Here is a 14,312-nt window from a genome sequence, read left to right on the forward strand (position 1 = left end):
TTCCGACCCCTTACAGCTTCATCAGGCTGGCGTCGTCGACCGAGGCCGAGTGGCGGGAGCGGAAGAGCGACACGATGATCGCGAGCCCGATGACGACCTCCGCGGCGGCGACGACCATCGTGAAGAACGCGATGATCTGGCCGTCGAGGTTGCCGTGCATCCGGGAGAACGCGACGAGCGTGAGGTTGCAGGCGTTGAGCATCAGCTCGACGCACATGAACACCACGATCGCGTTCCGCCTGATCAGCACACCGGAGGCGCCGATCGTGAACAAAAGGGCCGCGAGGTAGAGGTAGTTGACCGGATTCACTTGGCGACCTCCTCCTCTTCTTCCGCATGGTCACGGGCTGGTCCGCGGTCACGGCCGAGCCGCTCCCCGGAGCGCTGTTCCAGCGCCTTGAGCTCGGCGAGCGAATCGCCGGACACGTCGCGGATCTGGCCGCGCTGCCGCAGCGTCTGCATGACGGTGAGCTCGGACGGGGTGCCGTCCGGGAGCAGTCCCGCGATGTCCACGGCGTTGTGCCGGGCGTAGACACCGGGGGCCGGCAGGGGCGGCAGATGGCTGCTGCGCACCCGCTCCTGGGAGAGTTCGCGCTGCGTCTTGGGGGCTTCGGTGCGCTCCCGGTGCGTGAGCAGCATCGCGCCGACGGTCGCCGTGATCAGGAGGGCGCCGGTGATCTCGAACGCGAAGACGTACTTGGTGAAGATGAGGTTGGCGAGGCCCTCGACGTTTCCGCCGTGCTGCGCGTTCGCCGCCCCCAGGCCGTTGAAGGACTGCAGCGACGCCTGGCCGATCCCGGCGATCAGCAGGATGCCGAAGCCGAGTCCGCAGGCGGCGGCCAGCCAGCGCTGGCCCTTGAGGGTCTCCTTCAGGGAGTCGGCCGCCGTGACGCCGACGAGCATGACCACGAAGAGGAACAGCATCATGATCGCGCCGGTGTAGACGACGACCTGGACGATGCCCAGGAAGTACGCCCCGTTGGCGAGGTAGAAGACCGCCAGCACGATCATGGTGCCGGCGAGCGAGAGCGCGCTGTGCACCGCCTTCTTCATCAGGACGGTGGAGAGTGCGCCGATGACGGCGACGGTGCCGAGGATCCAGAACTGGACGGCCTCGCCGGTCGAGGTCGCGGTGGCCGCTGCGGCCAGGCCGGCGGTCATACGTCCACCTCCTTGTCCGCTTCTCCCTTGGAGACGGCGACCTGACGCTCGGTGCCAGGCGCCGCCTCGGTCACCAGACCGCGGTAGTAGTCCTGTTCGTCCATGCCGGGGAAGATCGCGTGCGGACTGTCGACCATGCCTTCCTCCAGGCCCGCGAGCAGCTCGTCCTTGGTGTAGATGAGGCTCTCGCGGGTGGTGTTGGCGAGCTCGAAGTCGTTGGTCATCGTCAGTGCCCGGGTGGGGCACGCCTCGATGCAGAGCCCGCACAGGATGCAGCGTGCGTAGTTGATCTGGTAGACGCGGCCGTAGCGCTCGCCCGGGGAGTACCGCTCCTCGTCCGTGTTGTCCGCGCCCTCGACGTAGATCGCGTCCGCCGGACACGCCCAGGCGCAGAGCTCGCAGCCGACGCACTTCTCCAGGCCGTCGGGGTGACGGTTGAGCTGGTGCCGGCCGTGGAAGCGCGGCGCCGTCACCTTCTGCGTCTCCGGGTACTGCTCGGTCAGCCGCTTCTTGAACATGGCCTTGAAGGTCACGCCGAAGCCGGCCACAGGATTCTGGAACTTCTCCCCTGAGGGTTCCGATGACTCAGACACCGTCGGCCTCCCTTCCGTCACTCGAACTTCCCGCACTCGCATGGTCGTCACTCTGAGTATCCGGTCCACCACTGACAACGAGCTCCCGCTCGCGTCGCGGACTGCGGCGCGGCACCGGCGGCAGGGCCTGGCCGGGCAGTGGCGGCACGGGGAACCCACCCGCCATCGGGTCGAACGCCGGCTCGGGTCCTGCCGCCTCCTCGGCGGCCTTGGCCTTGCGGTCCCGGAAGATGTCGGCGACGAAGGAGACCAACAGGACGGCGATGACGGCTCCCGCGACGTACAGCAGGATCCTGGAGTAGTCGTATCCCTCGTTGTTCAGCGCCCTGACGGTGGCGACCAGCATCAGCCAGACCACGGAGACCGGGATCAGGACCTTCCAGCCGAGCTTCATCAGCTGGTCGTAGCGGACGCGGGGCAGCGTGCCGCGCAGCCAGATGAAGAAGAAGAGGAGGAGCTGGACCTTGATGACGAACCAGAGCATCGGCCACCAGCCGTGGTTCGCGCCCTCCCAGAAGGTGCTGACCGGGTACGGAGCCCGCCAGCCGCCCAGGAACAGGGTCACGGAGACCGCGGAGACGGTGACCATGTTGACGTACTCGGCCAGCATGAACATCGCGAACTTGATCGAGGAGTACTCGGTGTTGAAGCCGCCCACCAGGTCGCCCTCGGACTCGGGCATGTCGAACGGCGCGCGGTTGGTCTCCCCGACCATCGTGATGATGTAGATGATGAAGGAGACCGGCAGCAGCAGGACGAACCAGCGGTCCTGCTGCGCCGCCACGATCTCCGAGGTCGACATCGAACCGGAGTAGAGGAACACCGAGGCGAACGCGGCGCCCATGGCGATCTCGTAGCTGATCATCTGGGCGCAGGAACGCAGACCGCCGAGCAGCGGGTACGTCGATCCGGAGGACCAGCCCGCCAGCACGATGCCGTAGATGCCGACGGAGGCGACCGCGAGGATGTACAGCATCGCGATCGGCAGGTCGGTCAGCTGCATCGTCGTGCGCTGGCCGAAGATCGAGACCTCGTTGCCGGCCGGGCCGAAGGGGATCACCGCGATCGCCATGAACGCCGGGGCCGCGGCCACGATCGGCGCCAGGATGTAGACGACCTTGTCGGCGCGCTTGACGACGACGTCTTCCTTCAGCATCAGCTTGATGCCGTCGGCGAGCGACTGGAGCATGCCCCAGGGGCCGTGCCGGTTGGGGCCGATACGCAGCTGCATCCAGGCGACGACCTTGCGCTCCCACACGATGGAGAAGAGCACGGTCACCATCAGGAACGCGAAGCAGAACACCGCCTTGACGACGACGAGCCACCAGGGGTCCGTGCCGAACATCGAGAGGTCCTCGGCTGCGAGGACGGCGCTCTGCGGCGCCGCGGCGAGCCGTTCGAGGCCGGTCACTCTCCTACCTCCGTTGTCACGACGTGGGAACCCGGGGCGGCCGGACCGATCCGGACCAGTCCGCCCGGCTGGGCGCCGGTGTCGGCGGGAACGCCCCGGCCGACGGAGTTGAGCGGCACCCAGACCACCCGGTCCGGCATCTCGGTCACCGTCAGCGTGAGTTCGGTGGTGCCGGCGGGGCCGGTGACGGCGAGCAGGTCGCCGTCCTTCACTCCGGACTCGGCCGCGGTGACCGGGGAGAGCCGGGCGACGGCCGCGTGCCGGGTACCGGCCAGCGCCTCGTCGCCCTCCTGGAGCCGGCCCCGGTCGAGCAGCATCCGGTGGCCCGCGAGGACCGCCTCGCCGTCACCGGGCCGGGGCACCGGGCGGGACGTGGCCCGCGGGTCGTCGGCGTGACCGCCCTGCCAGCCGCCGAGACGGTCGAGTTCACGGCGGGCCGCCCGCAGGTCGGGCAGCGCGAGGTGGACGTCGAGGGCGTCGGCCAGCATGTGGAGCACCCGCGCGTCGGTCGGGCAGAGCGTCCTCGGCATCTGCTCGGGCTTCAGCGCGGCCTCGAACATCCGCGCCCGGCCCTCCCAGTTGAGGAAGGTTCCGGGCTTCTCGGCGACGGCGGCGACGGGAAGGACCACGTGGGCGCGCTCGGTGACCGCGCCGGGCCTGAGCTCCAGGGAGACCAGGAAGCCGACCTCGTCCAGTGCCCGCAGCGCTCCCGCCGGGTCGGGCAGGTCCTCGGGGTCGACCCCCGCGACCAGCAGTGCGCCCAGTTCACCGGTGGCCGCGGCCTCGACGATCTGGCCGGTGTCACGGCCGAAGCGGGCGGGGAGTTCGGCGACGCCCCAGACGGACGCCACCTCCTCCCTGGCCCGGGGGTCCGTCGCGGGACGGCCGCCGGGCAGCAGCGACGGGAGCGCGCCCGCCTCCAGCGCGCCGCGTTCGCCGGCCCGGCGCGGGATCCACACCAGTGCGGCGCCGGTCGCGGCTGCGGTGCGCAGGGCGGCGGTGAGTCCGCCGGGCACCGCGGCGAGCCGCTCACCGACCACGATCACGCTGCCTTCGCCGCGCAGCGCCTCGGCCGCGACGGCTCCGTCACCGTCGAGGCCGACCCCGCCCGCGAGGGCGTCCAGCCATTCGGTCTCGGTGCCGGGCGCGGCGGGGAGCAGGGTGCCGCCCGCCTTCTCCAGGCCTCTGCTCGCGTGCGAGGCGAGCGCGAACGTCCGCTGCCCGTGCTTGCGGTGGGCCTTGCGGAGCCGCAGGAAGACGCCGGGCGCCTCCTCCTCGGACTCGAAGCCGGCCAGCAGGACCGCCGGGGCCTTCTCCAGAGCGGTGTACGTGACTCCGCTGCCGTCCAGGTCGCGGCCTCGGCCGGCCACCCGCGAGGCGAGGAAGTCGGCCTCCTCACCGCTGTGGACCCGGGCCCGGAAGTCGATGTCGTTGGTGTCGAGGGCGACCCGTGCGAACTTGCTGTAGGCGTAGGCGTCCTCGACGGTCAGCCGGCCTCCGGTGAGCACCCCGGTCCGGCCGCGGGCGGCGGAGAGACCTGCGGCCGCGGCCTCCAGCGCCTCGGGCCAGCTCGCCGGCTCCAGCACGCCCTGGGCGTTGCGGACCAGCGGGGTGGTGAGCCGGTCGCGCTGCTGGGCGTAGCGGAAGCCGAAGCGGCCCTTGTCGCAGAGCCATTCCTCGTTGACCTCTGGGTCGTCGGCGGCGAGCCGCCGCATGACCTTGCCGCGCCGGTGGTCGGTCCGGGTCGCGCAGCCGCCGGCGCAGTGTTCGCACACGGAGGGCGTCGACACCAGGTCGAAGGGCCGGGAGCGGAAGCGGTACGCCGCCGAGGTCAGGGCCCCGACCGGGCAGATCTGGATGGTGTTGCCGGAGAAGTACGACTCGAAGGGGTCGCCCTCGCCGGTACCGACCTGCTGGAGCGCGCCGCGCTCGAGCAGCTCGATCATCGGGTCGCCCGCCACCTGGTTGGAGAACCGGGTGCAGCGTGCGCAGAGCACGCACCGCTCGCGGTCCAGCAGCACCTGGGTGGAGATGGGGACGGGCTTCTCGAAGGTGCGCTTCTTCCCGTCGAACCGGGAGTCGGCGCCGCCGTGCGACATCGCCTGGTTCTGCAGGGGGCACTCACCGCCCTTGTCGCAGACGGGGCAGTCCAGCGGGTGGTTGATGAGGAGGAGCTCCATCACCCCCTTCTGGGCCTTCTCCGCGACGGGTGAGGTGATCTGCGACTTCACGACCATGCCGTCGGTGCACGTGATGGTGCAGGAGGCCATCGGCTTGCGCTGGCCCTCGACCTCGACGATGCACTGCCGGCAGGCGCCGGCCGGGTCGAGGAGCGGGTGGTCGCAGAAGCGCGGGATCTCGATGCCGAGGAGTTCGGCGGCGCGGATGACGAGGGTGCCCTTGGGCACGCTGATCTCGATGCCGTCGATCGTGAGCGTGACGAGGTCCTCGGGCGGAACGGCCGCCTCGCCGCCCCCGGAGGGCGCACTCGTGGTGACTGTCATGCGTTCACCCCCCGGTGAGCGTTCTTGTCGTCTTTGTCGTCGGCCCACAGGGTCGACCTGGCCGGATCGAAGGGGCAGCCCTTACCGGTGATGTGCTGCTCGTACTCATCGCGGAAGTACTTCAGCGAGGAGAAGATCGGCGAGGCGGCGCCGTCCCCGAGGGCGCAGAACGACTTGCCGTTGATGTTGTCGGCGATGTCGTTGAGCTTGTCGAGGTCGGCCATCTGGCCCTTGCCCGCCTCGATGTCGCGGAGCAGCTGGACGAGCCAGTACGTGCCCTCGCGGCACGGCGTGCACTTGCCGCAGGACTCGTGGGCGTAGAACTCGGTCCAGCGGGTGACGGCCCGCACCACGCAGGTGGTCTCGTCGAAGCACTGCAGCGCCTTGGTGCCGAGCATGGATCCGGCGGCGCCGACGCCCTCGTAGTCCAGGGGGACGTCGAGGTGTTCGTCGGTGAACATCGGGGTCGAGGAGCCGCCGGGTGTCCAGAACTTGAGGCGGTGGCCCTCCCGGATGCCGCCGCTCATGTCGAGCAGCTGGCGCAGGGTGATGCCGAGCGGTGCCTCGTACTGCCCGGGGCTGGTGACGTGCCCGCTGAGCGAGTACAGCGTGAAGCCCGGGGACTTCTCGCTGCCCATCGACTTGAACCAGTCCTTGCCCCTGTTCAGGATCGCGGGAACCGAGGCGATGGACTCGACGTTGTTCACCACGGTGGGGCAGGCGTACAGACCGGCGACCGCGGGGAAGGGGGGACGCAGCCGGGGCTGGCCGCGCCGCCCTTCGAGCGAGTCGAGGAGCGCGGTCTCCTCTCCGCAGATGTAGGCGCCCGCGCCCGCGTGGACCGTGAGCTCCAGGTCGAGCCCCGAGCCGAGGACGTTCGTCCCCAGATAGCCCGCCTCATAGGCCTCGCGCACGGCTTCGTGCAGCCGGCGGAGTACGGGCACGACCTCGCCGCGCAGATAGATGAAGGCGTGCGAGGAGCGGATCGCGTAGCAGGCGATCACGATGCCCTCGATGAGGCTGTGCGGGTTCGCGAAGAGGAGCGGGATGTCCTTGCAGGTGCCGGGCTCCGACTCGTCGGCGTTGACGACGAGGTAGTGCGGCTTGCCGTCGCCCTGCGGGATGAACTGCCACTTCATCCCGGTGGGGAAGCCGGCGCCCCCGCGTCCGCGCAGACCGGAGTCCTTGACGTAGGCGATGAGGTCGTCGGGTTCCATGGCCAGGGCCTTGCGCAGGCCCTCGTACCCGTCGTGGCGGTGGTAGGTGTCCAGCGTCCAGGACTCCGGTTCGTCCCAGAAGGAGGACAGGACCGGGGACAGGAGCTTCTCCGGGCTGGTCCCGTTCTTGTCGATCTCGGCTGCCAAGGTCATCACTCCCCCTCCTCGGCGGCAGGCCCGGCCGGGTGCTCCGGGTCGGAGGCCGACGTCTTCTGCGGTGCGTCATGAGAGCTGAGGTGCTCGGCGCCCTTGTCCGGCTGTGCGTCCCGGGGTGCCTCGCCCCGCTGCCCGACCACGCGCACGTGCGGGGCGGTCTCGCCCTTGGCCAGCTTCAGGCCGATCAGCGAGGCGGCCCCCGCCCCGCCGCTCGCCTCGACCGCGCCGGGGCGCGGGTCGGGGAAGCCGGCCAGGATGCGGGCGGTGTCCTTGTACGTGCACAGGGGCGCGCCGCGCGTGGGCTCGACGGTGCGGCCGGCGATCAGGTCGTCGACGAGCCGCGTCGCGCTCTCCGGCGTCTGGTTGTCGAAGAACTCCCAGTTGACCATCACGACGGGCGCGAAGTCGCAGGCCGCGTTGCACTCGATGTGTTCGAGGGTGACCTTGCCGTCGTCGGTCGTCTCGTCGTTGCCGACGCCCAGGTGCTCCTTGAGCCGGTCGAAGATGGCGTCGCCACCCATGACCGCGCACAGGGTGTTGGTGCAGACCCCGACCTGGTAGTCACCGCTCGGCCGGCGACGGTACATCGTGTAGAAGGTGGCGACTGCGGTGACCTCGGCGGTGGTGAGGCCGAGCTGGTCGGCGCAGAACGCCATGCCCGTACGGGAGACGAACCCCTCCTCCGACTGCACGAGGTGCAGCAGCGGCAGCAGCGCGGAACGGCTGCCGGGGTAGCGGGCGATCACCTCCTTCGCGTCCGCTTCGAGCCGGGCGAGCACCTCGGCCGGGTAGGCGGGGGCGGGGAGCTGCGGCATCCCCAGGCTGACTTCTTGGTTGGATGCGGTCACCGGTCGACGCCTCCCATCACGGGGTCGATGGACGCGACGGCGACGATGACGTCGGCGACCTGGCCGCCCTCGCACATCGCCGCCATGGCCTGCAGATTGGTGAAGGACGGGTCGCGGAAGTGGACCCGGAAGGGGCGCGTGCCGCCGTCCGAGACGACGTGCACGCCGAGTTCGCCCTTGGGGGACTCTATGGCCGTGTACGTCTGCCCGGCCGGGACCCGGAAGCCCTCGGTCACCAGCTTGAAGTGGTGGATCAGGGCCTCCATGGAGGTACCCATGATCTTCTTGATGTGGTCGAGCGAGTTGCCGAGGCCGTCGGGCCCGAGCGCGAGCTGCGCGGGCCAGGCGATCTTCTTGTCGGCGACCATGACCGGGCCCGGCTCCAGCCGTTCCAGGCACTGCTCCACGATCCTGAGCGACTGGCGCATCTCCTCGAGACGGATGAGGAAGCGCCCGTAGGCGTCGCAGGTGTCCGCGGTCGGCACGTCGAAGTCGTACGTCTCGTAGCCGCAGTACGGATCGGTCTTGCGCAGGTCGTGCGGGAGTCCGGCGGACCTGAGGACCGGGCCGGTGGCGCCGAGCGCCATGCAGCCGGTCAGGTCGAGGTATCCGACGTCCTGCATACGGGCCTTGAAGATGGGGTTGCCGGTCGCGAGCTTGTCGTACTCCGGCAGGTTCTTCTTCATGGTCTTCACGAACTCGCGGAGCCGGTCGATCGCGCCCATGGGAAGGTCCTGGGCGAGGCCGCCGGGGCGGATGAACGCGTGGTTCATCCGGAGCCCGGTGATCAGCTCGAAGAGGTCGAGAACGAGTTCACGATCGCGGAACCCGTAGATCATGATCGTCGTGGCACCGAGCTCCATGCCGCCGGTGGCGATGCACACGAGGTGCGAGGAGATCCGGTTGAGCTCCATCAGGAGCACGCGCAGGACGGTGGCCCGGTCGGGGATCTGGTCCTCGATGCCGAGCAGCTTCTCGACCCCGAGGCAGTACGCCGCCTCGTTGAAGAAGGGGGTCAGGTAGTCCATGCGTGTGACGAAGGTGGTGCCCTGCGTCCAGTTGCGGAACTCGAGGTTCTTCTCGATGCCGGTGTGGAGGTAACCGATGCCGCAGCGGGCCTCGGTGACGGTCTCGCCGTCGATCTCCAGGATCAGCCGCAGCACGCCGTGCGTGGAGGGGTGCTGCGGACCCATGTTGACGATGATGCGTTCGTCGTCCGACTTGGCGGCGGACTCGACGACCTCGTCCCAGTCGCCGCCGGTGACTGTATATACAGTCCCCTCGGTCGTGGCGCGGGGAGTTGCGTGGGGAGTGGTCATCAGCTGTACGACCTCCGCTGGTCCGGAGCCGGGATCTGGGCGCCCTTGTACTCGACGGCGATGCCGCCGAGGGGGTAGTCCTTGCGCTGCGGGAAGCCCTGCCAGTCGTCCGGCATCATGATCCTGGTCAGGGCCGGGTGCCCGTCGAAGATCAGCCCGAAGAAGTCGTAGGTCTCGCGCTCGTGCCAGTCGTTGGTCGGGTAGACCCCGACGAGTGACGGGATGTGCGGATCGCTGTCCGGGGCGGACACCTCCAGACGGATCAGCCGCCCGTGGGTGAGTGAGCGCAGGTGGTACACCGCGTGCAGCTCGCGCCCCTTGTCCCCCAGGTAGTGGACACCGCTGACGCCCGTGCAGAGCTCGAAGCGCAGGGCGGGGTCGTCGCGCAGGGTGCGGGCGACCTGGACCAGGTGCTCGCGGGCGACGAAGAAGGTGATCTCGCCCCGGTCGACGACCGTCTTCTCGATGGCGTTGTCCGGGAGCAGGTCCTGCTCCTCCAGGGCCCCTTCCAGCTCGTCGGCCACCTCGTCGAACCAGCCGCCGTACGGCCGGGAGGTGGCGCCGGGCAGGGTCACCGTGCGGACGAGTCCCCCGTAGCCGGAGGTGTCGCCGCCGTTGTTGGCGCCGAACATCCCCTTGCGTACGCCGATGACCTCGCCGGAGTCGTCGCGCGGGACGGGCACCTGCCCGCCGCCGTTCTGCTCGTCGCTCATCGCAGCAGCCCCTTCATCTCGATCAGGGGAAGTGCCTTGAGCGCCGCCTCCTCCGCCTCGCGGGCGGCCTCCTCCGCGTTGACCCCGAGCTTGGAGCCCTGGATCTTCTGGTGGAGCTTGAGGATGGCGTCGATCAGCATCTCGGGACGCGGCGGGCACCCCGGCAAATAGATGTCGACCGGGACAATATGATCAACACCCTGAACAATGGCGTAATTATTGAACATTCCACCTGACGATGCACAAACCCCCATGGAGATAACCCACTTGGGGCTCGGCATCTGGTCGTAGACCTGCCGCAGGACGGGCGCCATCTTCTGACTCACCCGCCCCGCGACGATCATCAGATCCGCCTGCCGCGGCGAACCACGGAAGACCTCCATCCCGAAACGGGCCAGGTCGTACCGTCCGGCGCCGGTCGTCATCATCTCGATGGCGCAGCAGGCGAGGCCGAAGGTGGCGGGGAAGACGGAGGACTTCCGTACCCAGCCGGCGGCCTGCTCGACAGTGGTCAGCACAAAGCCGCTCGGCAGCTTCTCTTCGAGTCCCATGTGTGCCCCTCAGCCCCTCAGTCCCATTCCAGGCCGCCCCGGCGCCACACATACGCGTAGGCGACGAAGACGGTGAGCACGAAGAGCAGCATCTCCACGAGCCCGAAGATCCCCAGGGCGTCGAAGGTGACCGCCCAGGGATAGAGGAAGACGATCTCGATGTCGAAGACGATGAACAGCATCGCCGTCAGGTAGTACTTGATGGGGAAACGGCCACCTCCAGCTGGAGTGGGGGTGGGTTCGATACCGCACTCGTACGCTTCGAGCCTTGCTCGGTTGTACCGCTTTGGGCCGATTAGCGTGGCCATGACCACGGAGAAGATCGCAAAGCCTGCCCCGAGGGCGCCGAGCACGAGGATGGGCGCGTAGGCATTCACGCTCCTCGCTCCTTCCAGTCGTCCTTGACCGTTGGACCGCATCGGGCGACCGGCTCGCCACCTCATCAAGATCGTGCACATGTGAGGCAGTTCACAAGCCCGACTGCCCCGCATCCTATGCCTGCCGTCCTGTGATCTGCGACACGGGGTACACCAACGTCTTTGTGATCTCCACCACCTGACGAACGATCATGAAGTCGGATGAGCGGTGATCTTCGTACGCGAAGCGGCCGACCGGTTACGAGACGTGACATCTCGCGGCGTTACCGCTGGTCAAAGGCGCATGGCCCTATCAATCGACAGCCTGTACAAGCAAATTGGCGGTGGACACCGATTGGGTGGTATAGGGACCGGCTTCAGATCGAGGCCACCCGGACGAGGGGCCTCCGGTACCGATGTGGACATTGCGCACGCATTCACGATCTTCCGGACGGACCTGTGACCCACGGACGGACGGACCGGTGGCGCGTGGACGGACGGACCGGTGACGCACGGACGGGACGGCAGGAGCCGGGAAGGGATCAGCGAGCCGGCGACGCGCGACCGGATCGGCGACGCGTCGACGGATGACAGGGCGCGGGCCGGATCCGCGAGCCGGCGCCGAACGACTCGCCCAACCCCCCGACGGGCGGCCATGGAATCGGACATGACTCGCCAATAGGTCACACCGCCCGCAGTTCCCGGCCGATCGCGCACGGCACGCGGCGCGCGGCCGCGCGGTTGCCTCTCACGGGAGACACATGCTGTGACCTGCATCACCTCACGCCCGCTCCAAGAGAAGCGGGCTTGGCCAACCGTGTGAACAGATGGTAAGCGACGGGCAATTCGGACCTATTGAAAGAATGGCGTGATCACAGCGGTGCAGCAGCGTGACCGTTTTGCCCCTTAGGGCGTCAATAAGGGCCTCAAATAAGCGGATTCACAGGTTCCGAACGTAACTGTGTCGCAACACACGTTTCTTGATGGGACCCCTACAGCCCTGATAGCGCTAGTACCCATGTCCCACACCGCTCACATACCCAGCCACCGGAAGCCCCGCCAACGCGCCTCGAAGACGGCGCTGCGGGCAGGAGTTGCCGGTGGCGTCCTCAGCACCATCGCGGTCGCGGGTGCCGCCGGTCCGGCCCAGGCCGAGCCGGTGACCCAGACCATCGAGATGCCCACCATCACGGCCGGGCTCTCCACCTCCGTCGCCGCGTCCGCGCAGGCGACCCAGTCGGTCGCTCTCGACCTCGAGACGCGTGCCACCGAGGACGCCGCAGCGGCCACCGCCGCCAAGACCGCCAAGAAGGCCAAGGCAGAGGCGGTCCGCAAGGCCGAGGCCAAGAAGAAGGCCGAAGCAGCCGCCGAGGCCAAGGCAGAGGAGGCCGCCGAGCGCGCCTCCCGTTCCGCCGAGCGCACCACGCTCAGCGCGTCCTCGGGCTCCTCCGGCTCCTCTTCCGCTTCCTCTTCCTCTTCCTCCTCGTCGTCGAGCGCCACCGGGTCCGCCGCGTCCGTCATCGCGTTCGCGCAGTCCCAGGTCGGCGACGCGTACGTCTCCGGCGGCACCGGCCCGAACTCGTGGGACTGCTCGGGTCTGGTCCAGGCCGCCTTCGGCTCGGTGGGCATCGACCTGCCGCGCGTCTCGCAGAGCCAGTCGACGGCCGGCACCCAGGTCTCCCTCGACAACCTCCAGCCCGGCGACATCCTGTACTGGGGCGGCGCGGGCAGCGCCTACCACGTCGGGATCTACGTCGGCGGCGGCCAGTTCGTCGGCGCGCAGAACTCCAGCACCGGCGTCGTGCAGAAGTCCCTGGACTACGACCCGCCGTCGGGCGCCGTCCGCGTTCTCTGATTCACAAGCTCCACGCGCCTGAGCGCGACCGCGGGCCGTCACTCCACCGCTCGGAGTGACGGCCCGTCATCGTGCGCCGGGCGCGTCCGCCCCCGAGGCGGTCTCCGAGACGATCTCAGCAGGGGCATTCGCAGCGGTCTCCAGCGGACGGCGCTGTCCCGGCACGTGTCCTCGTCCGGCGCCGGCCCGGTCCCTGCGCAGGAGCAGCACGCCCGCCGCGCACACCAGGGCCGCCAGTACGAAGCCGTACGGCGGGGTGGATCCCGAGGGCTGTGTCTCGTAGACGAGCGCCGCCGAGAGCACGGTCACCGCGCCCAGGGCCCGGCCGCCGCTCGCCGTGGCGGCGAGCACCGCCGTCGCCCACAACAGGTACCAGGGCTGGACCATCGGTGAGAGCGCGACCAGGGCCAGCAGCGCGAGACCCAGGGCGCGCACGGGTTCCGTACGTCCGGTCGTCGCGTGCCACGCGAGGCGTGCGATCAGCACCAGCGCGATCAGCAGACCCAGGTTCTGCACGGCGGCCTTGACCGGATCCGGGTCGGTCCCGGCCAGGAGCCGCAGGAGTTCCCCCAGTCCCAGGCCCAGGTCGCTGCTGAGGGACAGCGCTGTGTGGATGCGTCCGGCGACGCTCTGGGTCCCGATCCAGCCGAAGCCGGTGCCGCCGAGGAACGTCACGCCGACGACGACGGCCGCAGCGACCAGCCCCGGCGCCAGCAGGCCCTTCACGACCCGGCGTACGACCGGGCCCGTCGCCGCCCGGCCCACCACGACACCGACGAACAGCAGTGCCACCGCGGCGGGTGACTTCACCATCATGGCGAGCCCGATGAGCGCCGACCCGGTGATCCACCTCCCGCGCAGGGCGAGCAGCACGCCCGCCAGCATGAGGCCGGTCATCAGCCCGTCGTTGTGGACGCCGCCGACGACGTGGATGAGCAGCAGCGGGTTCAGCGCCCCGAGCCACAGCGCGGCGCTCTCGCTGCGTCCGTGCTCCCGGGCGAGGTTGCGCAGGGCCCACACGACGAGCACGAGCGCGCCGAGGGCGATGAGACGCATTCCCAGCACGGCGGGCACGAGGGTGCCGCCGGTCGCCCACGCGACGCCGCGAGCGAGGAGGAGGAAGAACGGGCCGTACGGGGCCGGGGTGTCGGTCCAGTGCCCGCCGACGCTGGCCGCCGCGTCGCCGCCCGGCCCGTCGGGATCGAGGACGGACGGCCCCATGCTGTAGACGTCGTGTCCTTCGAGGACCATCGCACCCTGCGCGATGTAGCTGTAGACGTCGGCGCTGTACAGCGGGGGCGCGAGGACCAGCGGCGCCGTCCACCATCCGAGGGTGACGAGGGTGTCGCGTACGGAGGCTCCGGCCCTCCCGTACAGCCACCAGGCGACGACGAGCACCGTCAGTCCGCCGTACGAGAGTGCGTAGCCCGCGGCTCTCACCGCGGGTCCGTGGTCCACCCACAGGCCCCAGGGGTCGTGGGCCGGGAGCGTGCCGACGGCCCAGCCTCCCAGCGCGATCGCCGCCGACCCGGCAGCGCCGAGCCGGCGGAAGCCGCCGGTGGTCCATGTCCCTGTTGCCCCCATGGGCCGAACCTACCGTAGGACCGACCACCGGGAAGCAGGGCCCG

13 protein-coding genes are annotated in these 14,312 nt (G+C 69.5%); 1 reads left to right on the forward strand and 12 read right to left on the reverse strand.

Annotated elements, in window-relative coordinates:
- Nucleotides 1–10: 10 nt before the first annotated feature.
- From nuoK to P8A20_RS14970, 11 genes are read right to left on the reverse strand one after another with little or no spacing between them, the layout of a single operon-like run.
- The gene (gene nuoK, locus P8A20_RS14920; protein WP_014154680.1) at nt 11–310 is read right to left on the reverse strand and encodes an NADH-quinone oxidoreductase subunit NuoK; all 300 of its coding nucleotides are present in this window, start codon (nt 308–310) and stop codon (nt 11–13) included.
- Nucleotides 307–1,161: an NADH-quinone oxidoreductase subunit J gene (locus P8A20_RS14925; RefSeq protein ID WP_147958986.1), complete on the reverse strand. Its 855-nt coding sequence runs from the start codon at nt 1,159–1,161 to the stop codon at nt 307–309. Before P8A20_RS14925 ends, nuoK begins: the two co-directional genes overlap by 4 nt.
- Nucleotides 1,158–1,754, reverse strand: a complete 597-nt coding sequence (nuoI, locus tag P8A20_RS14930; RefSeq protein ID WP_147958985.1) for an NADH-quinone oxidoreductase subunit NuoI — start codon at nt 1,752–1,754, stop codon at nt 1,158–1,160. Before nuoI ends, P8A20_RS14925 begins: the two co-directional genes overlap by 4 nt.
- The gene (nuoH, locus tag P8A20_RS14935; protein WP_147958984.1) at nt 1,747–3,165 is read right to left on the reverse strand and encodes an NADH-quinone oxidoreductase subunit NuoH; all 1,419 of its coding nucleotides are present in this window, start codon (nt 3,163–3,165) and stop codon (nt 1,747–1,749) included. The genes nuoI and nuoH overlap by 8 nt, the downstream gene beginning before the upstream one ends.
- Nucleotides 3,162–5,669, reverse strand: coding sequence for an NADH-quinone oxidoreductase subunit G (locus P8A20_RS14940; protein ID WP_306103643.1), 2,508 nt, complete (start codon nt 5,667–5,669; stop codon nt 3,162–3,164). The genes nuoH and P8A20_RS14940 overlap by 4 nt, the downstream gene beginning before the upstream one ends.
- Nucleotides 5,666–7,039, reverse strand: coding sequence for an NADH-quinone oxidoreductase subunit NuoF (gene nuoF, locus P8A20_RS14945; protein WP_306103644.1), 1,374 nt, complete (start codon nt 7,037–7,039; stop codon nt 5,666–5,668). The genes P8A20_RS14940 and nuoF overlap by 4 nt, the downstream gene beginning before the upstream one ends.
- Nucleotides 7,039–7,857 (reverse strand): NADH-quinone oxidoreductase subunit NuoE, encoded by an 819-nt coding sequence (nuoE, locus tag P8A20_RS14950; protein WP_147960386.1) that lies wholly within the window; start codon nt 7,855–7,857, stop codon nt 7,039–7,041. Before nuoE ends, nuoF begins: the two co-directional genes overlap by 1 nt.
- 29 nt (nt 7,858–7,886) lie before the next feature.
- Complete coding sequence (locus tag P8A20_RS14955) at nt 7,887–9,209, reverse strand: NADH-quinone oxidoreductase subunit D (protein WP_147958981.1); 1,323 nt, start codon at nt 9,207–9,209, stop codon at nt 7,887–7,889.
- Nucleotides 9,209–9,922, reverse strand: coding sequence for an NADH-quinone oxidoreductase subunit C (locus tag P8A20_RS14960; RefSeq protein WP_147958980.1), 714 nt, complete (start codon nt 9,920–9,922; stop codon nt 9,209–9,211). The genes P8A20_RS14955 and P8A20_RS14960 overlap by 1 nt, the downstream gene beginning before the upstream one ends.
- Nucleotides 9,919–10,473: a NuoB/complex I 20 kDa subunit family protein gene (locus tag P8A20_RS14965; RefSeq protein WP_014154689.1), complete on the reverse strand. Its 555-nt coding sequence runs from the start codon at nt 10,471–10,473 to the stop codon at nt 9,919–9,921. The genes P8A20_RS14960 and P8A20_RS14965 overlap by 4 nt, the downstream gene beginning before the upstream one ends.
- Nucleotides 10,474–10,490: 17 nt before the next feature.
- Nucleotides 10,491–10,850, reverse strand: coding sequence for an NADH-quinone oxidoreductase subunit A (locus P8A20_RS14970; RefSeq protein WP_030420561.1), 360 nt, complete (start codon nt 10,848–10,850; stop codon nt 10,491–10,493).
- A 997-nt stretch (nt 10,851–11,847) separates the two neighbouring features.
- Between P8A20_RS14970 and P8A20_RS14975 the strand changes: the two genes are divergently transcribed.
- On the forward strand, nt 11,848–12,684 hold the full coding sequence (locus P8A20_RS14975; protein WP_147958979.1) for a C40 family peptidase: 837 nt from the start codon (nt 11,848–11,850) through the stop codon (nt 12,682–12,684).
- Between the two features lie 66 nt (nt 12,685–12,750).
- On the opposite strand, the gene mptB is transcribed toward P8A20_RS14975, so the two are convergent.
- Nucleotides 12,751–14,268 (reverse strand): polyprenol phosphomannose-dependent alpha 1,6 mannosyltransferase MptB, encoded by a 1,518-nt coding sequence (gene mptB / locus P8A20_RS14980; RefSeq protein WP_306103645.1) that lies wholly within the window; start codon nt 14,266–14,268, stop codon nt 12,751–12,753.
- Nucleotides 14,269–14,312: the final 44 nt, after the last annotated feature.

The sequence above is a fragment of the Streptomyces sp. Alt3 genome (assembly GCF_030719215.1).
Classification (GTDB): domain Bacteria; phylum Actinomycetota; class Actinomycetes; order Streptomycetales; family Streptomycetaceae; genus Streptomyces; species Streptomyces glycanivorans.